Source organism: Streptococcus australis, from assembly GCF_901543175.1.
GTDB classification, from domain to species: Bacteria; Bacillota; Bacilli; order Lactobacillales; family Streptococcaceae; genus Streptococcus; species Streptococcus australis_A.
Window position 1 is genome coordinate 317,167 of the sequence record NZ_LR594040.1, and the last position, 22,726, is coordinate 339,892.

The 22,726-nt window shown below is 43.7% G+C and carries 14 protein-coding genes and 1 other RNA gene; 13 read left to right on the forward strand and 2 right to left on the reverse strand.

What is annotated here, in order from left to right; translation table 11 throughout:
• The first annotated feature begins 7 nt into the window (after window positions 1–7).
• Window positions 8–8,332 (forward strand): SIALI-17 repeat-containing surface protein, encoded by an 8,325-nt coding sequence (locus FGK98_RS01715; RefSeq protein ID WP_138099769.1) that lies wholly within the window; start codon window positions 8–10, stop codon window positions 8,330–8,332.
• Between the two features lie 173 nt (window positions 8,333–8,505).
• Here FGK98_RS01715 and pbp1a read toward each other — a convergent pair whose 3' ends face one another.
• Together pbp1a and recU are read right to left on the reverse strand one after the other, a co-directional pair.
• Window positions 8,506–10,653, reverse strand: coding sequence for a penicillin-binding protein PBP1A (gene pbp1a, locus FGK98_RS01720; protein WP_138099770.1), 2,148 nt, complete (start codon window positions 10,651–10,653; stop codon window positions 8,506–8,508).
• Entirely contained in the window at window positions 10,650–11,246 is a 597-nt protein-coding gene (gene recU / locus FGK98_RS01725; protein WP_093586733.1) for a Holliday junction resolvase RecU, read from the reverse strand. The genes pbp1a and recU overlap by 4 nt, the downstream gene beginning before the upstream one ends.
• A gap of 66 nt (window positions 11,247–11,312) precedes the next feature.
• On the opposite strand from recU, the gene FGK98_RS01730 reads away from it, so the two are divergent.
• The 12 genes from FGK98_RS01730 (at window position 11,313) to fni (ending at window position 22,693) form a co-directional block, all read left to right on the forward strand.
• A complete protein-coding gene (locus FGK98_RS01730) occupies window positions 11,313–11,840 on the forward strand; it encodes a DUF1273 domain-containing protein (RefSeq protein ID WP_138099771.1) in 528 nt (175 codons plus the stop codon).
• A gap of 69 nt (window positions 11,841–11,909) precedes the next feature.
• The gene (gpsB, locus tag FGK98_RS01735) at window positions 11,910–12,239 is read left to right on the forward strand and encodes a cell division regulator GpsB (RefSeq protein ID WP_000146526.1); all 330 of its coding nucleotides are present in this window, start codon (window positions 11,910–11,912) and stop codon (window positions 12,237–12,239) included.
• A gap of 20 nt (window positions 12,240–12,259) precedes the next feature.
• Window positions 12,260–12,641: RNase P RNA component class B (rnpB, locus tag FGK98_RS01740), an RNA gene on the forward strand.
• A gap of 84 nt (window positions 12,642–12,725) precedes the next feature.
• Window positions 12,726–13,883, forward strand: coding sequence for a THUMP domain-containing class I SAM-dependent RNA methyltransferase (locus tag FGK98_RS01745; RefSeq protein ID WP_138099772.1), 1,158 nt, complete (start codon window positions 12,726–12,728; stop codon window positions 13,881–13,883).
• A gap of 12 nt (window positions 13,884–13,895) precedes the next feature.
• Complete coding sequence (gene mapZ / locus FGK98_RS01750; RefSeq protein ID WP_138099773.1) at window positions 13,896–15,344, forward strand: cell division site-positioning protein MapZ; 1,449 nt, start codon at window positions 13,896–13,898, stop codon at window positions 15,342–15,344.
• A 75-nt stretch (window positions 15,345–15,419) separates the two neighbouring features.
• Window positions 15,420–16,844, forward strand: a complete 1,425-nt coding sequence (gene gndA / locus FGK98_RS01755; protein ID WP_138099774.1) for an NADP-dependent phosphogluconate dehydrogenase — start codon at window positions 15,420–15,422, stop codon at window positions 16,842–16,844.
• Between the two features lie 11 nt (window positions 16,845–16,855).
• Window positions 16,856–17,545, forward strand: a complete 690-nt coding sequence (locus tag FGK98_RS01760; RefSeq protein ID WP_000517997.1) for a response regulator transcription factor — start codon at window positions 16,856–16,858, stop codon at window positions 17,543–17,545.
• 98 nt (window positions 17,546–17,643) lie between these two features.
• Complete coding sequence (gene cbpF, locus FGK98_RS01765) at window positions 17,644–18,672, forward strand: choline-binding protein CbpF (protein WP_138099775.1); 1,029 nt, start codon at window positions 17,644–17,646, stop codon at window positions 18,670–18,672.
• Window positions 18,673–18,900: 228 nt separating this feature from the next.
• Window positions 18,901–19,779, forward strand: a complete 879-nt coding sequence (mvk, locus tag FGK98_RS01775) for a mevalonate kinase (RefSeq protein WP_138099776.1) — start codon at window positions 18,901–18,903, stop codon at window positions 19,777–19,779.
• Window positions 19,761–20,714, forward strand: a complete 954-nt coding sequence (gene mvaD, locus FGK98_RS01780) for a diphosphomevalonate decarboxylase (RefSeq protein ID WP_138099777.1) — start codon at window positions 19,761–19,763, stop codon at window positions 20,712–20,714. The genes mvk and mvaD overlap by 19 nt, the downstream gene beginning before the upstream one ends.
• Window positions 20,701–21,708 (forward strand): phosphomevalonate kinase, encoded by a 1,008-nt coding sequence (locus FGK98_RS01785; protein WP_138099778.1) that lies wholly within the window; start codon window positions 20,701–20,703, stop codon window positions 21,706–21,708. The genes mvaD and FGK98_RS01785 overlap by 14 nt, the downstream gene beginning before the upstream one ends.
• Window positions 21,692–22,693, forward strand: coding sequence for a type 2 isopentenyl-diphosphate Delta-isomerase (fni, locus tag FGK98_RS01790; protein ID WP_138099779.1), 1,002 nt, complete (start codon window positions 21,692–21,694; stop codon window positions 22,691–22,693). Before FGK98_RS01785 ends, fni begins: the two co-directional genes overlap by 17 nt.
• The last annotated feature ends 33 nt before the right edge of the window (window positions 22,694–22,726 follow it).

Here is a 22,726-nt window from a genome sequence, read left to right on the forward strand (position 1 = left end):
GAGAAATATGGCCAAACACTTTTTTGAGAAACGCTGTCACTATAGTATCCGCAAATTTGCAATTGGTGCAGCTTCAGTCATGATTGGTGCTAGTATCTTTGGAGCCAATATGGTTCAGGCAGCAGAAACAGCAACACCTTCAGAATCAGAGGGAAGCATCACCCATGTTCAAGCACTGGATAAGTTACCTGATGATTTAGCCGCTGCGCTTGAAAAGGCGGATGCAGAATCTGCAACAGAAGCAAGTCATGGGGAGACTCCAGCGACTGACAAAGGAACCAATCCTCCATCAAGCAAAGAGGCAAAAACTGAGACAAGTCCTGTAGTTCCAAAGCCAGCAGAGATAGCAAAACCTGACAATAAACCAGCTGAAACTGCTACACCTGCACCAAAACCAGCTGAAAAGCAAATAGAAGATAGAGAAGATGTGAATCATCTCGAAGGTGCTACTGCTCAGGCAAGCAACCATGAGACTGGTACCAACTTTACTGCAGATAAGGCTATCGACGGAGATGACAATACTCGTTGGGCCACAGACAAAGATGTACCAAAACCAACTTTTGAACTAACTCTGCCAAAGACTACCTTGATTAAACATGTTGAAATTGACTGGGATCGTCGTCTTCGTAATGGGCAAAATGACCCCAATATCAAATCTTGGAGTCTCTACTATGCAGGTCAAGAAGACGTGGGCGCTAATGGAGAAAAACAATGGAAACTAGCTCATACCAAGACTGGAGATCCAGTTTTAGACGATAAAGTAGACCTAGCTGACAGTATCAAAGCTAAGTATCTCAAACTTGAGGTCAATGATTACCAAGCGGGAACCATGAACTGGAGAAACGTTGGAATCCAAGAAATTCGAGCCTATTCAAATATTCCTGATACAAGCAAGGTAACGGATATCCGCCAAGTAACAGAACTAATAGTAGCAGAAGATGGACAGTCTCTTGTCTTGCCTAGTCTACCAGGGGAAGTCAGCCTCATCGGAAGCAATAAACAAGGTGTAATTGACCTTCAAAATCGTATCCATAAACCTCTGACAGATCAACGCGTTAAGGTTATGGTGCAACAAATCAAAGACAGCCATACTTTCACTAAGGAATTTGAAGTAGTCATCAAGGGGCTACATCAGGACGAGGGTGTGGGTGTAAAACCAAAAGTAGCACCAGCTGTTCAACAATGGTATGGAAAAGAAGGTCAATCTTCTATCACTTCAGATACAGTTCTTGCGACAGGAGATTCAGGCTTTGATCAGGCTGCAAGCTTCTACCAGACAGACCTTGCAAGCCGTGGATTGGAACTTGCAACAGGTGACAAACAGGCTCAAAAACGAATCGAGTTTAAAAAGGTTGAAAATAAGGGCTATGGTAAAGAAGGCTACGGCATCACTATCCAAGATGATGTGATTACCATCGAAGCTGCAACGAACACAGGAGCGTTTTACGCAACTCGTACTCTTCTTCAAATGGGAGAAACAGACCTACAAAATGGCGAAATTCGCGATTTCCCAAGTTTCAGCCACCGTGGCTTTATGCTGGACACAGGTCGTAAATTTATCCCTTATGACACCCTTGTAGACATCATGCTCAACATGGCCTACTACAAGATGAACGACTTGCAGTTGCACCTTAATGATAACTATATCTTCCTCAAGGAACACTTGGTAGGTAAGAATTTAACTCCAGAAGAACAACTCAAGTATGTACTTGAACATGCCAAGACTGGTTTCCGTTTAGAGACAGATATTGTCGGTAAGAATGGGCAGAAATTGACATCAGATGAGCATTATACCAAGGAAGAAATGCAAAATCTGATTAAATTGGCCAAGGCTCTTCATATCAACCTAGTACCAGAAATTGATACACCAGGACACGCACTTTCATTTGTTAAAGTTCGTCCAGACCTCATGTATCAAGGTAGTTTGAGCGATTACGCGGGCAAGCACAATGTCGAACGAGTTGCCATGCTAGACTTGGATACTAAGTATGAAGAAACTCTTAAATTTGTCAAATCCGTCTATGACAAACTCCTAGATGGACCAGATGCTCCTTTGCATGGTGTATCCACTGTTCATATCGGAACGGATGAATACTATGGCAGCAGAGAAAGCTACCGTCGCTATGTCAATGACTTGATCCAATATATCAAGTCTAAAGGCTATACACCTCGTATCTGGGGCTCGCTCAGTGCGAAACGTGGGAACACTCCTGTTGATTGGAACGGAGTAGAAGTTGATATTTGGAGTATTCATTGGCAACGACCTCATGAAGCCATTGCTCAGGGAGCCAAGATTATCAACATCACGGATGTGCCTACCTATAGTGTACCAAGTGGAAGCAATAGTCAAGCAGCTTATGGAGACTATGCTAACTACGAACGTCAGTACAATAGCTGGACACCGAATGATTTCAGAACAGGTGGAGGTCCGCTTCTAGCAGCTTCTCATCCAAGCATTATTGGTGGCGGGCACGCAGTTTGGAATGACAATATCGACCTTCATGAGACCGGTTTGACCTCTTATGATATCTTTAAACGCTTCTTCAAGAGCATGCAAACTACTGCAGAACGTACTTGGGGATCTGATCGTGCAGCTGCGACCTTTGCAGAACGTACCCTACCAACTAGCCCTTATGCACCACAGTCAAATCCTGATAGAGCGATTGATCAAAGTGATTTGTTTACTATCAATCCTGAAACAGTGAAGAACTATGCAAGTAAGAAGGTGAAGACAAGCGAGCAAGGATTGGCATTTGAGAAAGACAGCAGCATCGAAGGCTTGGTTGGTGATGTTGGTCCAAGTCATGTCTTGAAGTTTGATGTGACTGTCACTGGTGACGGTGAACAAACCTTCTCAACAAGTGGAGACAACCGTATCTATCTAGCTGATAAAGACGGCTACCTTGCTTATCAATTTGAACAGTTCCATATCCAGTTCAAGAAAAAACTTGAAAAGAACAAACGTTATCAAATCTCCATCGTAACCAAACCACAATTAACGGAAGTTTATGTGGATGGTGAAAAGATTGAGCGTATTGCAAATCCAGCCCACCCTCGCTTTGCCCACAATAGCTTGGTACTACCGCTTGAAAGAATCGGTGGTTTCAAAGGAATCTTGCATAGTGCAGAGTTGTCAGACAAACCATTTGTAAATCCTCGTTTGATTTCAAATGATAAGTTTACTGCAACCGCAAGCAGTCAGCAACTTCCAGGAAACGCGACTGAAGGAGCTGTTGAAAAGGCTTTTGACAATGATCCAAATACCTTCTGGCATACTAAATGGACTGGTGACACTGCGCCATACACCCTTACTATGACCTTGAAAGAAGCAGAAAAAGTCAATGGCTTGACTTATCTTCCACGCCCAGGTGGTGGAAATGGTGTCGTGACGCGCTACGAAATCTACGCACAAAAAGATGGCCAAATGGTCAAGGTTTCAGAAGGAAGCTGGGACAACAACGCCCAAGAAAAAACAGTCAACTTTGCGGCGGTAGATACCAACAAGATTGAGTTGAAAGTATTGGAAGGCGTTGGTGGTTTTGCAAGTGCAGCTGAAGTTCATCTATTGAAACCTGCCAAAGAAGGACAAGAAACACCTGAACCAAGTCAGCCTCAACCACCATCTACTCCTAACAAACCAGAAGTAGACCAAACCGGCGATGGAACAGTTGAATTGGCAGATCAGTTCACTGCAAGCAAACCAGCTAGCGAAGACAGCATTGCAGCTGCTAGCAAGAGCAATGACTATCTTAAGAAAGAGTACAAGATCTTCCCAACTCCACAAAAAGTGACCTATGGCGAAGGTGTTACGGCTCTTCGTAAGCAAGTCAATCTGGTTATGGGGGATCAACTCGATATCTATACTCGCAATCGCTTGAAGAGTGTCTTGCAGGATAATCAAGTATCTTATACAACTGGTAAATCTGCAGTTGCAGGTGCAACCAATATCTATCTTGGAGTGCATGGACAAGGTTCACAAGCAGAACAAAACTTGTCCAACGTTTCAGCAGGTCTCTTTGACAAGATTGATGCCTATGCCTTGACCATTAAGGATAACTCGATTTCTATCGTCGGGAAAGATACAGATGCGGTCTTCTATGGCTTGACAACCTTGAAACATATGCTCAAGGAAAGTCAAGTTCCAGTTCTTCGCAATGTGACGGTGGAAGATTACGCTGAAATCAAGAACCGTGGTTTCATCGAAGGTTACTATGGAAACCCATGGTCAAATGCAGATCGTGCAGAATTGATGCGATTTGGTGGCGATTTGAAATTGACTCAATACTTCTTTGCACCAAAAGATGATCCATACCACAACAAGAAATGGCGTGAACTCTATCCAGAAGAAAAACTAGCTGAAATCCGAGAACTCGCTCGCGTCGGAAATCAAAACAAAACTCGTTATGTATGGACCATCCATCCATTCATGAACAACCGTATCCGCTTTGGAAATGAAGCGGACTACCAAGAAGACCTGGCTACCATCAAAGCCAAATTTACCCAGTTGATGAAAGTGGGTGTCCGTGAGTTTGGTATTCTAGCAGATGATGCGCCAAGCCCAGTCGGAGGCTACAATAGCTACAACCGCTTGATGCGAGATATGACCAATTGGTTGACAGAAATGCAGGGAACCTACAGTGGTCTTCGCAAAGAAATGATCTTTGTTCCTGGTCAGTATTGGGGCAATGGACGTGAGGATGAGTTGAAGTCTCTGAATGAAAATCTCCCAAGTTCAACATCCATGACCTTGACTGGTGGTAAGATTTGGGGTGAAGTCTCTGAAAGCTTCCTCTCAACACTTAAGAAGAATCTAACTGCAGGTGGGAAGACTTATCGTCCAGTATCACTTTGGGTGAACTGGCCGGTGACAGACAACTCTAAACAACACTTGATTTTAGGTGGTGGAGAGAAATTCCTTCATCCGAATGTAGATCCTAGCTTGCTATCTGGTATCATGTTGAACCCAATGCAACAGTCTGAACCATCTAAGATTGCCCTCTTTTCAGGAGCTCAATACTCATGGAAACAGTGGAAATCAGAAGAAGAAGCTAAGAAAATCAATGATATTGCCTTCAACTTTGTAGAAAATGGTCATTTTGAAGATAGCAAGGTATCAGCAGCCTTCCGCGAACTTGGTAAGCACATGATTAACCAAAACATGGATAATCGTGTCGTCAAACTAGAAGAATCGGTAGACTTGGCTCCAAAATTAACAGACTTCATGACCAAGCTCAAAGCAGGTCAGGATGTGACTGCCGAGCGTGCAGCCTTGCGAGCTGAATTTGCCAAGATTAAAGAAGCTGCTGAACTCTATAAAGCATCAGGCGATAAAAAAATGGTTGCGCAAATTCACTATTGGTTGGATAATGCAATCGATCAAATGAATGCTCTCGATGCCTTCCTTACAGGAACTGAAGCCATGGCTACAAACGATGCAGCCAAACTTTGGGACAGCTACTATAAAGGCTTGAAGTTCTACGAACAGTCTCAAACTCATACCTTCCATTATGTAGACCATATGGAAAAGGCTGAATTGGGTGTTCAACATATTCGTCCATTTATCCTATCCCTGAAAGAAGTTCTGGCGTCTGAAGTTCAAAAAGTCTTGCATCCAGATCAAATCATCAGCACCTTTATCACCAATCGAACAGGTGTAGAAGGTGGTTTGGCAGAAGTAACGGATGGCGACTTGGCAACCCATGCGATTATTAAATCACCAAACAGCATCAAGACAGGTGATTATATTGGTATGAAGTTCAACAAGCCGGTAGCGATTCAAACTTTGACTTTTGCTATGGGAACGCAGGCAAATCCACGTGATACCTTTAGTAAGGCAGAAGTACAGTATCAAGATGAAAATGACAACTGGGTAACCTTGAAAGAGCCAAGCTATGTCGGAAATGAATCCCTTCTTAAGTTTGAAAATCTCAATATCAAGGCCAAGGCAGTTCGCATGATTGCGACAGCAGATCGTGAAAATACTTGGTTTGCAGTTCAGGAAATTGCAGTCAACCGGCCAGTTGAAAAAGCTCGTAGCCAACAAGCAACGACAGTTAGTCTTAGCTCAAACTTAGTTTATAAACTAAATACCTCAGCTCGTCAAATCACTGATGGCAAGGACAATACAGAAGCCATGATGGCAAATGCTGACGGTAGCAATACAACTCCAGTAGATGCCTGGGCACAGCTTGACCTCGGTGAAGTCAAGTCAGTCACTAAAGTTCGACTTCGCCAAGGAACGGGTGATAAACTTGCAGCAGGTGTACTTGAGTACTCTACAGATGGAACTGCATGGCAAGAGTTGGATCGCCTATCAGGAGAACAAACCAAGGAAGTGACCAGAGCTATCAATGCTCGATACATTCGAGTGCGCAATACCAAGGCTCTTGACCTCTGGTGGCGTATCCAAGACTTCTCTGTTGAGACACGCTCTGGAAGCAGTGAGTTAACGGACACCAACGTCGATGCCTTGAAGGAAACGCCAGTAGTGGATAGTTTAGGACGTTACGAGCTTCAAATTCCAGCTGGAACCAAACTCCCTGCGAATAGCTATCTAGGTATGAAGCTTGACCGTATCCATCAGGTCAAGAGCATCCAGCTCCAAGGTCAGGCCAACCCTGCTCTTAGCCTTGAGTACTCTGCAAATGCGCAAGAATGGACGCCAGCTAGCCAGTTGACTGATAGATCTGTGGCAACCCACTTAGTACGTTATGTGCGTCTGGTCAACAAAACAGATCAGGAACAAGCTGTGACAGCCACTTCTCTTCTTGTGACGACTAAAGAAGTGCAACCAACAAAATTGGAATCAACTTCAATGGGAATTCACCCAGCATACGGCAGCAATGATGTTCGTAAACTGAACAATCTAGATCAATTGTTTGACGGTGTTTACAACAACTTCGTTGAGTTTTCAGACTATGCCCATAAAGATGGCCACGTGACCTTGAAACTTGGTAGCGAACGCACTATCAAGAAGATTAGAGCCTACATCCAAGACGGAACTCAAAACTACCTTCGTGATGGTAAGATCCAAGTCAGCCAAGACGGTAAAACTTGGACAGATGTCGTGACAGTAGGAGATGGTGTGGCCAATAGCCAACACGATGATTCATTGACAGATGGTTGGACACATGATTCTAAGATGCCAGGAAATCGTTACATCGAAGGTGAATTGACGACACTAGTCAAAGCTAACTATCTCCGTGTTCTCTATACTGCAGACTATGATGCTCGTTTTGTAGGCTTTACAGAATTGGTCATCAACGATGGTGAATTTGTCAAACCAATCAATGATCCAACAGTAGAAGGAAACGGTGGAGAAAGCCAAGGCAACCTCTACAACAATCTTGTAGACGGCAAAGTCTTGACCAGCTATAAGTCTGAAAAAGACAAGGGAGAGTTGGTGTATCACTTGTCTGAGCCAACTAATGCCAACCATCTTCGTCTTGTCTCTAGTCTTCCTGAAGGAGCGAAAGCACGCATTCTTGCTAGAACACTCAAGGATGGTCAAGACAGTTGGACAGACCTCGGTGCCATTACATCTAGTCTCCAAACCTTCGCTATCCGAAATGGTGGCTCTCTTCTAGACGTCAAATTAGTCTGGGAAGGTGGCAAGGCTGAGTTTTATGAATTGGCAAGCTTCCATCAAGAATTAACAGAAGAATCGGTTCAATCAAGTAAGGGTGAAGAACAACCACCAGTTCTGGAGGTTCCTGAATTCACAGGTGGTGTCAATGCGGCTGAGGCAGCAGTGCATGAAGTACCAGAGTACACAGGTTCACTTGGTACAGCAGGAGATCAGCCAGCACCGACAGTTGAGAAACTAGAGTTTACAGGTGGTGTGAACGCGGTAGAAGCAGCAGTACATGAAGTACCGGAGTACACAGGTCCATTTGGTACAGCAGGAGACCAACCAGCACCGACAGTTGAGAAACTAGAGTTTACAGGTGGTGTGAACGCGGTAGAAGCAGCAGTACATGAAGTACCAGAGTACACAGGTCCGCTTGGTACAGCAGGAGATCAGCCAGCACCGATAGTTGAGAAACTAGAGTTTACAGGTGGTGTGAACGCGGTAGAAGCAGCAGTACATGAAGTACCAGAGTACACAGGTCCGCTTGGAACAGCCGGAGACCAACCAGCACCGACAGTTGAAAAACCAGAGTACAAATTGAACTTAAGTCCACTCGCTGATACTAAGACTCCAGAAGTTAAACATGATGATCAGAAGGAGCTTCCGGCAACAGGTGAAAGCAAATCTGACACAGCTCTCTTCCTAGCAGGCGTAAGTCTAGCCCTATCTGCTATTTTTATCGCAAAAGGGAAAAAGGAATAGCTTTTGATTACCTTTGTTTTTGACACATTTTAGTATTGAGAGGAAGTGAAAAGCGAGCTCTATAACCTCTATAATAGTTAGAGAAACTATTAAAAAAGTTATGGTGCTGTTGGGATAAACTAGTGTGCTATAAAGAATAAAAATCCTGAGAATTTTACTTCTCAGGATTTTACTTATTGTTGCGATTGACTTGGTTGATTTTGCTCAGCAGGTGCAGTTCCTGATTGTTGAGGAATCGTCTGCGTTTGACTTGTGTTTGGAGTTGTTGTACTTGCTTGTGTACTAGAACTCTCAGATGTTGAGCTAGAACTTTCAGATGTAGAACTTTGTTGGGTAGAAGATGAAGGGGTCCACGTATTGCGTGCTCCATTCTTAAAGACAAATTCTCCGCTTCTGTAAAGGCCTTCAGGCATGGTCCAATCCCCTGGATGGTCATCTGTTGAGAGGTAGGTCATCATAGAACGGTAGACCTTAGCTGCAACGTAGAAGCCATCACCCACGATAGGAGTAAGTCGGTTAGAGTAACCGGTCCAGACAGCCATTGAATATTTACGAGTATAGCCAACAAACATTTCGTCAGGAGCTACATAACCAGAGTTCTTGATGTATTTCTCGATTTCATCATCTGTATAGTTTGATGTTCCAGTCTTACCAGCTTGTGGTAGCCATGAAAGGTAGGCTCCACGTCCTGTTCCGTAGGTCAGAACTGTTTTCATCATCTCTGTCATCATGTAGGCAGTTGTTTCTTTCATAGCGCGTGTTCCTGAATCAGAAAACTCTTTTGAACTACCATCACTGAAGACAATTTTGTTGATATACATCGGTTTGCGGTAGATACCACCGTTAGCAAAAGCCGCGTAAGCAGCAGCCATCTTTTCGCTGCTTGCTCCATACTTTTTGTCAGATTCAGTTGTATTACTTGAAATAGCATTAGCATAGTGTATGCTTGGGTAGTCAATACCGAGTCCATTTAGAAACGTCTTGGCACGATCAAGTCCTACTTTCTCTAGCGTTTCTACAGCCGGCACATTCCGTGATTGCTGGAGAGCATACTGGAGTGTTATGTTTCCAAAGTAACTCTTATCCCAGTTATAGACAGGGGTAGAGGTTCCAGGGTAATTATAAGGATTATCGTGAACAATTGAAGCAGTTGAGTCATAAACGCCGTATTCCAAAGCAGGAGCATAGTCTGTAATAGGCTTCATGGTAGAACCCCAGTCACGGTTAGTTTCTACAGCCTGGTTTATTCCAAAGGAAACATTACTTGATTGGTGGCGAGCACCTAATTGGGCAATGACTTTCCCGTTTGTGACATCAACGATAGTAGAGGCCACCTGTAACTCATCATCTGGATAGTTGACATACTCGTCCGTATTGTAAATATCCCAGAGACGTTGTTGGACCTTAGAATCAACGTTTGTGTAGACTTCCATACCCGTAGTTAAAAGGTTGTAACCTGTTTCCTGTTCAACTTGGTCAATCACCTCTTTGAGGTAATTATCCATGTATGGAGGATAACTGTTAGCCGATTTTAGGCTTTGAAGTCCATCTGTAATGGGAGTATTAATCGCTTTTTCGTATTGTTCGGCTGTAATGTAACCTTGTCCCTTCATCTCAGAAAGGACGAGATTGCGTCGTTCTTGGGCGGCTTCCGGATGCGAGTATGGATCATACTGGTTTGGAGCCTGAGGCATTCCGGCAAGGAGGGCCAATTGAGGAATACTCAAATCTTTGAGGTCTTTGCCATAGTAACTTTGAGCAGCTGTCTGCATTCCGTAGTTACCGTTGGACATATAGACCTTGTTGATGTAGTAGGTCAAGATCTCTTGTTTGGTCGCTTTTTGTTCTAGCTGAACGGCTAGCCAAGCTTCCTGTGCCTTACGTGAAAGTGTCTGGTCAGATGTTGACGTTGAGAAATAGGTTAATTTAATCAACTGCTGTGTCAAAGTTGAAGCACCTTGGAGTCCTCCGCCACCACGAAGATTTCGTAGAGTGGCGCCTAGGATACGAATCGTATCTACTCCTCGGTGACTGAAGAAACGATGATCTTCAATAGAGACAATTGCATTGACCAGTTCCGTAGGGATTTCATTAGCCTGTGCATTGACACGGCGCTCAGAACCCAGATCAGCGATAAGTTCATTTTTGCTGTCATAGATCTTACTAGACGTTGTAGCGACTAATTTGCTTTCGGATAGGGCTGGAGCCTTGCTTACATAGTAGAGAAAGAGGCCTCCACCTAGCATAATAGCTGCGATAAATACAGTTAAGAGGCAGATACTGACATACTTAACTATTCGCAGGAAAGTTTGTTTGTTCATCTTATTTTACCACCTAGTAAATGTTCTTTGATAACTTCGAGATAGGGAATCTGTGGAAAGGCACCAGGCTCAATCCTATATCCATTTTCTCGAATATATCCAAGTGGCATTGACTTTTGTCCTCTATCTTGATGATAGAAACGAATCAAATCAATGGCCGGCAATAAGTAGGTTTCTTGCTGAGAAGAAAAGTGAAGGAGGACAAAGCAGATTCCTTGCTGGGCAAGAACTTGTTCCATATGCTGGATCTGGTGAAGATGGAAATTCTTCATCGGAATCGCATGTTTTTGCCTGGTTTCCTTTGCTTCAAAGTCGATGTAGTATCCATCATAAACCCCTGAATAGTCAGTAGTTGAGGCTTGTCTAAAGTAGGCTTCAACGATCTTGGCTCGACTTCTTTGGGGATAGTCGACACGTACGATTTGGATGGGTGTCGGTTTCTTGTGAATCACTGCTAACCCATGTGACAAATAGTAGTCGTTCGTAGCGTTGATCATCTTTTCAAAAGACATTCCCCGATTTGCGAAATTTTTAGTTTGTGACGGGGGTGCTTGTCTCTTCTGTGATGAAAGTTTATGTGGATAGTTGACCATAATTCTCCTTATTGGTACAATAACATCACTTTATTATATCATAAATTTACAAAGAAAGGGTTAAAAATGACAACAGCCTTGATTTTAGGCTATTCAGCCTTCGACCTTGGTCTTTTTAATGACAAGGATATTCGCGTTGATATTATCAAGACAGCTATTCGGAGAGACCTAGAACGTCTAGCAGAAGAAGGGGTGACCTGGCTTGTTTTTACAGGGACTCTGGGCTTTGAGTACTGGGTGCTGGAAGTGGCACAGGATATGAAAGCAGACTATGGATTTCAGCTGGCGACCATTTTTGCCTTTGAAACCCATGGTAGTAACTGGAATGAGGCCAATCAAATCAAACTCAGTGAGTTCAAGCAGGTTGATTTTGTCAAATACGCCTATCTACAGTATGAGCACAAGGGACAATTACGCGATTATCAGAAATTTCTGCTGGAAAATACGGAAGGGTGCTATCTCTTTTATGACGAAGAAAATGAAACCAAGTTACAGTATTTTTACCAGATGATGAAAAATCAAGAAGGCTATGTTACAAAAAGATTAACATTTGAGGATCTGAACGAAATAGTGGAAAATTTTTCCGAAAAATGAGGCTTTGACCTTGATTTTTGTTTGTCTTTTTTTATATAATAAGAATAGCAATCAAGAATGGAGAGAGAAATGGCAAGTATTATTTTTTCAGCAAAAGATATTTTTGAACAAGAGTTTGGACGTGAAGTTCGCGGATATAGTAAGGCAGAGGTAGACGAGTTCCTAGATGATGTGATCAAGGATTATGAGACTTACGCAGCTTTGGTCAAATCTCTTCGTCAGGAGATTGCCGATTTGAAGGAGGAATTGTCTAACAAGCCACAGGCAAGTTCTACTCAACAAAGTTCTATCGAAGTAACAAGTTCTACTCCAATGACAAATTTTGATATTTTGAAACGATTGAATCGACTTGAAAAAGAAGTATTCGGTAAGCAAATCGTAGACAATTCTGAGTTATAATCAGGTGTCTATTAGATGCAATTTTTGGATAATCGCGTGAGAAGCGAGACTTCTCATGAGGAAAGTCCATGCTAGCACAGGCTGTGATGCCTGTAGTGTTTGTGCTAGGCGAAACCATAAGCCTAGGGACGAGAAATCGTTACGGCAGTCGAAATGGCTAAGTCTTCGGATAGGTCAGAGTAGGCTTGAAAGTGCCACAGTGACGGAGTCTCTCTGGAAACAGAGAGAGTGGAACGCGGTAAACCCCTCAAGCTAGCAACCCAAATTTTGGTCGGGGCATGGAGTGCACGGAAACGAACGTAGTACTCTGACTGCTATCGGTTATAGGCTGTTAGCAGTAGACAGATGATTATCGAAGGAAGTGGTCCTAGTCACTTCTGGAACAAAACATGGCTTATAGAAAATTGCATATAGGTTGGGGCTGAGAAATCTTTCTCAACCTCATTTTTTAAAGTGAACAAAAGAAAGGTCTTGCAAGACTGTAAAATGAAAAAAGAATTTAATTTAATCGCAACTGCTGCAGCGGGTCTTGAGGCTGTTGTTGGACGCGAGGTGCGAGAGCTCGGTTATGACTGCCAGGTTGAAAATGGCCGTGTCCGTTTTCAAGGAGATGTGAAGGCAATCATCGAGACCAATCTTTGGCTTCGGGCGGCCGATCGCATCAAGATTGTAGTGGGAAGCTTTCCTGCAAAGACCTTCGAAGAGCTCTTTCAAGGAGTTTTTGCCCTAGATTGGGAAAACTATCTCCCACTTGGAGCGCGGTTCCCTATCTCAAAGGCCAAATGTGTCAAGTCTAAACTTCATAATGAGCCTAGTGTTCAGGCGATTTCCAAGAAGGCTGTTGTGAAGAAACTGCAAAAGCACTATGCCCGTCCAGAAGGGGTTCCCTTGATGGAAACTGGTCCCGAGTTTAAGATAGAGGTGTCCATCCTTAAAGATATGGCGACTGTCATGATTGACACGACAGGTTCTAGCCTCTTTAAGCGTGGTTATCGTACGGAAAAGGGTGGAGCACCTATCAAGGAGAATATGGCAGCAGCCATTTTACAACTCTCTAACTGGTATCCAGACAAGCCTTTGATTGATCCGACCTGTGGTTCAGGAACTTTCTGTATTGAGGCGGCTATGATAGCTAAAAAGATGGCCCCTGGGCTTCGCCGTTCCTTTGCTTTTGAGGAATGGAACTGGGTCAGCGATCGGTTAATCCAGGAAGTTCGCACAGAGGCTGCTAAGAAAATCGATCGTGAACTTGAGCTGGATATTATGGGCTGTGATATTGATGCTCGGATGGTTGAGATTGCTAAGGCCAATGCTCAAGCAGCAGGCGTGGCAGGTGATATCACCTTTAAGCAAATGCGGGTACAGGACTTGCGTTCAGACAAGATAAATGGTGTCATCATTTCCAATCCACCATATGGGGAGCGCTTGTCCGATGATGTAGGAGTTACGAAACTTTATGCTGAGATGGGACAGGTCTTTGCACCACTGAAAACCTGGAGTAAGTTTATCCTGACGAGTGACGAAGCTTTTGAAAGTAAGTACGGAAGTCCAGCAGATAAAAAACGAAAACTCTATAACGGGACCTTGAAAGTGGATTTGTATCAATACTTTGGTCAGCGTGTGAAACGCCAAGAGATAAAATAGAAAGGTAAACTCATGAGCAAGGAAAGACATGATCGTCATAAAAAAGAACAGCAAGAGCCACAATTCGACTTTGACGAAGCAAAAGATTTGACTGTTGGTCAAGCAATTCGTAAGAATGAAGAGGTTGAGGCTGGAGTATTGCCTGAAGACAATATCTTGGATAAATACATCAAACAGCACCGCGAGGAAATCGAAGCCGATAAGTTTGAAACACGTCAATTTAAAAAAGAAGAACTGCAGGAAGCTCAGGCTCAAGAAGAATTGACACAGGAAGTTCCAGAAATCACTGAAGAGTCGGCACCAATCGTAGAGGAGCCCGAGACAGTTTCAGAAGAAACGGTATCAGACTCAGCTGAAACTACAAGCTCGGATGTGATTTTGCCTCCTTTGGGAGAGGAAAATCAAGACTTGGAACCGCTTGTGTTGGAAAAGCAAGAGCCAGCAGAGATTGCTGATGAGAAAGAAGAGGAAGAGACAGCTCTACTTTCACGCTCAGCTCAGGCAGAACCAGAAACAGTTTCTAATTCTAAAAAGAAGCGCGTGTTTGTTATCGGTTCAGCCTTGGCAGCAGCCCTTATCTTGGCAGGTAGTTACTATATCTATCGTCAAGTAAATCGCTCCAACCAAGCCATCCAGTCTTCCCAGTCTTCTTCTAGTAATCAAGAAACACAAACAGCCCTACAAGAGTTTAATGCCCTCTACGATGCTTTTTATACAGATGCTAATAAAACGGCTTTGAAAAATAGTCGGTTTGACAAGTTGGACCGACTCAAGGCTCAACTAGATAAACTCGAAGGTAGCCGAGAGCACACTCTGGCCAAGTCTAAGTATGATAGTTTAGAAGCTCAAATCAAGGCTGTGCAAGAAGTGAATAATCAGTTTGAAACTCCAGCAATTACTGACGGTGTCTTGGATACTAATGCAAAGGTCAAGGCAGATGCTAAATTTACAGAAATTAAAACAGGAAATACAGAGCTAGATAAACTGTTAGATAAGGCCATTAGCCTTGGTAAGAGCCAGCAAACAAGCGCCTCTAGTTCAAGTTCAAGTAGCAGTAGTCAGGAAAGTTCAAGTACAACGACTGATAGCAGTACGAGCAGTTCGTCTGCTTCATCAAGTTCAGCACCTGCCAGCAGACCAGAAAGTGGAGGTTTGTCTAGCGATGGTGTCAATCTTCAAAGAAGTGCTAGTCGTGTACCGTACAACCAATCCGCTGTAGACGATAGCAACAACCCTGCCTGGAATTTTGCTGATGGTGTTTTGGAACAAATCCTAGCAACATCACGTGCTCGTGGCTATATCACTGGCAATCAATATATCCTAGAACGTGTCAATATCGTAAACGGAAATGGTTATTACAACCTCTACAAACCAGATGGAACCTATCTCTTCACCCTCAACTGTAAGACTGGATACTTTGTTGGTAATGGAGCTGGTCACGCAGATGACTTGGACTACTAGGAGTCCGTTACAAAATTCTTTCCTTTCATAGGTAAAAATGATAAAATAAAACATATTAAACAAGAGGAGTGTCACATGACAAAAGCTAACTTTGGTGTCGTAGGTATGGCCGTAATGGGTCGTAACCTTGCCCTAAATATCGAATCTCGTGGTTATACAGTTGCCATTTACAACCGTAGCAAAGAAAAAACAGAAGACGTGATTGCTTGCCATCCAGAAAAGAACTTTGTACCAAGCTACGATGTAGAGTCTTTCGTTCAATCTATCGAAAAACCTCGTCGTATCATGCTCATGGTTCAAGCTGGACCTGGTACAGATGCTACTATCCAAGCCCTTCTTCCACACCTTGATAAGGGTGATATCTTGATTGACGGAGGAAATACTTTCTACAAAGATACTATCCGTCGTAATGAAGAATTGGCAAACTCTGGTATCAACTTTATCGGTACAGGGGTTTCTGGTGGTGAAAAAGGTGCCCTTGAAGGTCCTTCTATCATGCCTGGTGGACAAAAAGAAGCTTACGAATTGGTTGCTGATGTTCTCGAAGAAATCTCAGCTAAAGCACCAGAAGATGGCAAACCATGTGTGACATATATCGGTCCTGATGGGGCTGGTCACTATGTAAAAATGGTCCACAACGGTATCGAGTATGGTGACATGCAATTGATCGCAGAAAGCTATGATCTCATGCAACACTTGCTCGGTCTTTCTGCAGAAGACATGGCTGAAATCTTTACTGAGTGGAATAAGGGTGAATTGGACAGCTACCTAATCGAAATCACAGCTGATATCTTGAGCCGTAAAGACGATGAAGGCCAAGATGGACCAATCGTAGACTACATCCTTGATGCTGCAGGCAACAAGGGAACTGGTAAATGGACTAGTCAATCATCACTTGATCTTGGTGTACCATTGTCACTCATCACTGAATCCGTATTTGCCCGCTATATCTCTACTTATAAAGAAGAGCGTGTACATGCTAGCAAGGTGCTTCCAAAACCAGCTGCCTTCAAGTTTGAAGGAGACAAGGCTGAGTTGATTGAAAAGATCCGTCAAGCCCTTTACTTCTCAAAAATTATCTCATACGCACAAGGTTTTGCGCAATTGCGTGTGGCTTCTAAAGAAAACAACTGGAACTTGCCATTTGCGGACATCGCCTCTATCTGGCGTGATGGTTGTATCATCCGTTCACGTTTCTTGCAGAAGATCACTGATGCTTACAACCGTGATGCAGATCTTGCCAACCTTCTCTTGGATGAATACTTCTTGGATGTCACTGCTCAGTACCAACAAGCAGTGCGTGATATCGTAGCTCTTGCGGTTCAAGCTGGTGTGCCAGTGCCAACTTTCTCAGCAGCCATTACTTACTTTGATAGCTACCGTTCAGCTGACCTCCCAGCTAACTTGATCCAAGCACAACGTGACTACTTTGGTGCCCACACTTACCAACGTAAAGACAAAGAAGGAACATTCCACTACTCTTGGTATGACGAAAAATAAGTAGGTCTGCCATGGGGAAACGGATTTTATTACTTGAGAAAGAACGAAATCTCGCTCATTTTCTCAGTCTGGAACTCCAAAAAGAGCAATACCGTGTTGATCTGGTAGATGAAGGGCAAAAAGCCCTCTCCATGGCTCTCCAGACGGACTATGACTTGATTTTACTGAATGCTCATCTGGGGGATATGACAGCCCAGGATTTTGCAGACAAGCTGAGTCGGACTAAACCAGCCTCAGTGATCATGGTCTTGGACCATCGCGAAGAATTGCAAGACCAGATTGAGACAATCCAGCGCTTCGCCGTTTCTTACATCTATAAGCCAGTGATTATTGATAATCTGGTGGCTCGTATTTCAGCGATTTTTCGAGGTCGGGACTTCATTGACCAACACTGTAGTCAGATGAAGGTTCCAACATCTTACCGCAACCTACGTATGGATGTAGAACATCATACCGTTTATCGTGGCGAGGAGATGATTGCTCTGACGCGCCGTGAGTATGACCTCTTGGCTACTCTCATGGGAAGCAAGAAAGTCTTGACTCGTGAGCAGTTATTGGAAAGTGTTTGGAAGTACGAAAGTGCGACAGAGACTAATATCGTGGATGTTTATATCCGTTATCTACGTAGCAAGCTTGATGTAAAAGGTCAAAAAAGCTACATTAAAACCGTGCGTGGTGTTGGTTACACCATGCAAGAATAGAAAAGCAGTTGCAGTTGTGAACTGCTTTTTTTGAGGGATTTCTATATATTGACATGCAGTCAGGTCTTTGCTACAATCAGTTATGGAGGATACGTCTAATGAAAACAATAAAAAAATTGATGCAAATTGCATTAGCAGTCTTTTTCTTTGGTTTGCTAGCGACAAGTGTAGTATTGGCGGATGATGCTGATTCAGAAGGCTGGCAATTTGTCCAAGAAAATGGTAGAACCTACTACAAGAAGGGGGAACTCAAAGAAACCTACTGGCGAGTGATTGATGGTAAGTACTATTATTTTGATCCTCTAAATGGAGAGATGGTTGTCGGCTGGCAATATATACCTGCTCCACACAAAGGAGTTACGATTGGTCCTTCTCCAAGGCAAGAGATTGCTCTTAGACCAGATTGGTTTTACTTTGGTCAAGATGGGGTACTACAAGAGTTTGTTGGCAAGCAAGTCTTAGAAGCAAAAACAGCTACAAATGTCAACAAGCATCATGGGGAACAATATGATAGTCCAGCAGAGAAACGAGTCTATTATTTTGAAGATCAGCGTAGCTATCACACCTTAAAAACTGGTTGGGTTTATGATGAGGGGCACTGGTATTATTTACTGAAGGATGGTGGCTTTGATTCTCGCATCAACAGATTGACTGTTGGGGAGCTAGCACGTGGTTGGGTTAAGGATTTTCCTCTTACATATGATGAAGATAAGCTAAAAGCTGCTCCATGGTATTATCTAGATCCAACAACCGCTGCAATGCAAAGGGGTTGGAAACAACTTGGCAACAAGTGGTACTACCTTCGTTCATCAGGAGCTATGGCGACTGGCTGGTATCAAGACGGTTCAACTTGGTATTATCTAGATGCTCAAAATGGAGATATGAAGACAGGTTGGGCTTATGTCGGTAATAAGTGGTACTACCTCCGTTCATCAGGAGTTATGGCAACTGGCTGGTATCAAGACGGTTCAACTTGGTATTACCTACATGCAAGTAATGGTGATATGAAAACAGGCTGGTTCCAGGTCGGAGGGAAATGGTACTACGCCTATAACTCAGGTGCCTTAGCAGTGAATACCGCTGTAGATGGCTACTACGTCAACTATAATGGCGAATGGGTTCAATAATGAAAGAGACGATTGTGAGGGAAACAATCGCTTTTTTTGTGAAAATATAATAAAATAGATAGGAGAGAATAAATACTTGTATGAAAAAATAATACTCTTCGAAAATCAAATTCAAACCACGTCAGCGTCGCCTTACCGTACTCAAGTACAGCCTGCGGCTAGCTTCCTAGTTTGCTTTTTGATTTTCATTGAGTATGAGACGGTCTTTTCGTCTAGTAAAAGGAAAAAATGACAAAAGAAGTTGGTGTCGGTCAGGCACATAGTAAGATTATTTTAATAGGAGAGCACGCTGTTGTTTACGGTTACCCTGCCATTTCCCTGCCTCTCTTAGAGGTGGAGGTGACTTGTAAGGTGGTCCCAGCTGAAAGTCCATGGCGTCTTTATGAGGAGGATACCTTGTCTATGGCAGTGTACGCTTCGCTTGAGCATCTAAATATCAAGGATGCTTGTATTCGTTGTCAGATTGACTCGGCTATCCCTGAAAAACGAGGGATGGGTTCGTCAGCAGCTATCAGCATAGCAGCCATTCGAGCTGTTTTTGACTACTATCAAGCTGAACTGCCTCATGATGTTTTGGAGATCTTGGTCAATCGGGCTGAGATGATTGCCCATATGAATCCGAGTGGTTTGGATGCCAAGACCTGTCTCAGTGATCAACCTATTCGCTTTATTAAAAACGTTGGATTTACAGAGCTTAAGATGGAACTATCCGCCTATTTGGTCATTGCAGATACGGGCGTGTATGGTCACACTCGTGAAGCCATCCAAGTGGTTCAAAGCAAGGGGAAGGATGCCCTACCGTTTTTGCATGCCTTGGGAGAATTGACCAAGCAGGCAGAAGATGCGATTAGACAAAAAGATGCTGAAAAACTGGGACAAATCTTCAGTCAGGCGCATTTACATCTGAAAGAAATTGGTGTTAGTAGCCCTGAGGCAGATTCCCTCGTTGAAACGGCTCTGAGCGACGGTGCTCTGGGCGCCAAGATGAGTGGTGGTGGGCTAGGAGGTTGTATCATAGCCTTGGTAGCCAATCTGGACCAAGCAGAAGAACTAGCAAAACGATTAGAAGAGAAAGGAGCTGTTCAGACATGGATCGAAAGCCTGTAACAGTATGTTCCTACGCAAATATTGCCATTATCAAATATTGGGGAAAGAAAAAAGAAAAAGAGATGGTTCCTGCTACTAGCAGCATCTCTCTGACTTTGGAAAACATGTACACAGAGACGACCTTATCTCCTCTACCAGCCCATGCGACGGCTGATGCCTTCTATATCAATGGTCACCTCCAAAATGAGGCGGAGCATGCCAAGATGAGCAAGATCATTGACCGCTACCGTCCAGCAGGTGAGGGCTTTGTTCGTATCGATACCCAAAACAACATGCCGACCGCAGCGGGTTTGTCCTCAAGTTCCAGTGGTTTGTCCGCCTTGGTCAAGGCTTGCAATGCTTATTTCCAGCTTGGTTTGGATCGAAGTCAGTTGGCGCAGGAGGCTAAGTTTGCCTCAGGTTCTTCCTCTCGTAGTTTTTATGGACCACTAGGTGCCTGGGATAAGGATAGTGGGGAAATTTACCCTGTAGAGACTGACTTGAAACTAGCTATGATTATGTTGGTGCTAGAAGACAAGAAAAAACCAATCTCTAGCCGTGATGGGATGAAACTCTGTGTGGAAACCTCGACGACCTTTGATGACTGGGTGCGTCAGTCTGAAAAAGACTATCAGGAGATGCTGGTTTATCTCAAAGAAAATGACTTTGCCAAGGTTGGGGAATTAACGGAGAAAAATGCCCTTGCTATGCACGCTACGACGAAAACAGCATCGCCAGCCTTTTCTTATCTAACGGATGCGACTTATGATGCCATGGATTTTGTTCGCCAGCTCCGCAAGCAAGGGGAAGCCTGCTACTTTACCATGGATGCTGGTCCCAATATCAAGGTTCTTTGTCTAGAGAAAGACTTGGAACACCTCTCAGAAATCTTCGGTCAACGCTATCGCTTGATTGTGTCAAAAACAAAGGATTTGAGTCAAGATGATTGCTGTTAAAACTTGCGGAAAACTCTATTGGGCAGGTGAATATGCTATTTTAGAACCAGGACAGTTGGCCTTGATAAAGGCCATTCCTATCTATATGAAGGCTGAGATTGCCTTTTCTGATAGTTACCGTATCTATTCAGATATGTTTGATTTCGCAGTGGACTTGACGCCAAATCCTGCCTACAGCTTGATTCAAGAAACAATTGCTTTGATGAATGACTTCCTCGCTGATCGTGGTCAGACCTTGCGACCTTTTTCTTTGGAAATCCGTGGCAAAATGGAACGAGAAGGGAAAAAGTTTGGTCTAGGCTCTAGCGGTAGCGTTGTTGTCTTGGTTGTCAAGGCTCTGCTGGCTCTGTATGATTTTTCGATTGATCAGGGTCTATTGTTCAAGTTAGCCAGTGCTGTCTTGCTCAAGAGAGGAGACAATGGTTCCATGGGAGACCTTGCCTGTATCGTGGCAGAGGATTTGGTTCTCTACCAGTCATTTGATCGCCAGAAGGTGGCTGCTTGGTTGGAAGAAGAAAACTTGGCTACAGTTTTGGAGCGTGATTGGGGCTTTTCTATCTCACAAGTGCCACCAGCCCTAGAATGTGATTTCCTAGTGGGATGGACCAAGGAAGTAGCTGTGTCTAGTGATATGGTCCATCAAATCAAACAAAATATAGACCAGAATTTTTTAACTTCCTCAAAAGAAACAGTGGTTACTTTGGTAGAAGCCTTGGAGCAGGGGAAGTCAGAAAAAATTATCGAGCAGGTGGAAACAGCCAGCCAACTTTTAGAAGGCTTGAGCACAGATATTTACACGCCTTCGCTTAGAGAGTTAAAAATGGCCAGTCAAGGTTTGCAAGCCGCTGCCAAGAGCAGTGGCGCTGGTGGTGGCGACTGTGGCATTGCCTTGAGTTTTGATGAGCAATCAACTGAAACCCTAAAAAACTGTTGGGCCAATCTGGGGATTGAGCTCTTATATCAAGAAAGGATAGGACATGACGACAAATCGTAAGGATGAGCATATCCGCTATGCCCTTGAGCAGAGAAGTTCTTATAATAGCTTTGATGAGGTCGAGTTAATCCACTCCTCGCTACCGCTCTATGACCTAGATGAGATTGATTTGTCTACAGAATTTGCAGGGCGCAAGTGGGACTTTCCTTTTTATATCAATGCCATGACGGGTGGAAGCGATAAGGGAAAAGAAATCAATCAAAAGCTAGCTCAGGTAGCAGAAACCTGTGGGATTTTGTTTGTGACGGGTTCTTATAGCGCAGCCCTCAAAGATCCAACAGATGCCTCTTTTTCTGTCAAATCTAGCCATCCAAATCTCCTCCTTGGGACCAATATTGGATTGGACAAATCTGTTGAGTTGGGACTACAAACTGTGCAAGCGATGAATCCTCTCCTTTTACAAGTGCATGTCAATGTCATGCAAGAATTACTCATGCCCGAAGGAGAAAGAGCGTTCAGAAGCTGGCAATCGCATCTAGCAGATTACAGTAAGCGCATCCCTGTTCCTCTTGTTTTAAAAGAAGTCGGTTTTGGCCTGGATGCTAAGACCATCGAGAGAGCCTATGAACTGGGTGTTCGAATCTTTGACCTATCAGGTCGTGGTGGAACCAGCTTTGCCTATATCGAAAACCGTCGCAGTGGTCAGCGTGATTACCTTAATCAATGGGGGCAGTCTACTATGCAAGCCCTTATCAACGCCCAAGACTGGAAAGATAAGGTCGAACTCTTGGCCAGTGGAGGTGTTCGGAACCCGCTTGATATGATTAAGAGCTTGGTCTTTGGAGCCAAGGCTGTGGGATTGTCACGAACCGTTCTGGAGTTGGTTGAAACCTACTCAGTCGAGGAAGTGATTAGCATCATCCAAGGCTGGAAAGAAGATCTACGTTTGATCATGTGCGCCCTTAATTGTGCCACCATAGCTGATCTGCAAAAAGTAGACTACATTCTATATGGAAAACTCAAAGAAGCTAAAGATCAGATGTAGAGAGGTCGGGACAAGAATCCCGACCTTTTTTGT

Coding starts and splice junctions, on each gene's coding strand:
- FGK98_RS01715 (WP_138099769.1), top strand. CDS start 8: ATGGCCAAACACTTTTTTGAGAAACGCTGTCACTATAGTATCCGCAAA.
- pbp1a (WP_138099770.1), bottom strand. CDS start 10,653: ATGAACAAACAAACTTTCCTGCGAATAGTTAAGTATGTCAGTATCTGC.
- recU (WP_093586733.1), bottom strand. CDS start 11,246: ATGGTCAACTATCCACATAAACTTTCATCACAGAAGAGACAAGCACCC.
- FGK98_RS01730 (WP_138099771.1), top strand. CDS start 11,313: ATGACAACAGCCTTGATTTTAGGCTATTCAGCCTTCGACCTTGGTCTT.
- gpsB (WP_000146526.1), top strand. CDS start 11,910: ATGGCAAGTATTATTTTTTCAGCAAAAGATATTTTTGAACAAGAGTTT.
- FGK98_RS01745 (WP_138099772.1), top strand. CDS start 12,726: ATGAAAAAAGAATTTAATTTAATCGCAACTGCTGCAGCGGGTCTTGAG.
- mapZ (WP_138099773.1), top strand. CDS start 13,896: ATGAGCAAGGAAAGACATGATCGTCATAAAAAAGAACAGCAAGAGCCA.
- gndA (WP_138099774.1), top strand. CDS start 15,420: ATGACAAAAGCTAACTTTGGTGTCGTAGGTATGGCCGTAATGGGTCGT.
- FGK98_RS01760 (WP_000517997.1), top strand. CDS start 16,856: ATGGGGAAACGGATTTTATTACTTGAGAAAGAACGAAATCTCGCTCAT.
- cbpF (WP_138099775.1), top strand. CDS start 17,644: ATGAAAACAATAAAAAAATTGATGCAAATTGCATTAGCAGTCTTTTTC.
- mvk (WP_138099776.1), top strand. CDS start 18,901: ATGACAAAAGAAGTTGGTGTCGGTCAGGCACATAGTAAGATTATTTTA.
- mvaD (WP_138099777.1), top strand. CDS start 19,761: ATGGATCGAAAGCCTGTAACAGTATGTTCCTACGCAAATATTGCCATT.
- FGK98_RS01785 (WP_138099778.1), top strand. CDS start 20,701: ATGATTGCTGTTAAAACTTGCGGAAAACTCTATTGGGCAGGTGAATAT.
- fni (WP_138099779.1), top strand. CDS start 21,692: ATGACGACAAATCGTAAGGATGAGCATATCCGCTATGCCCTTGAGCAG.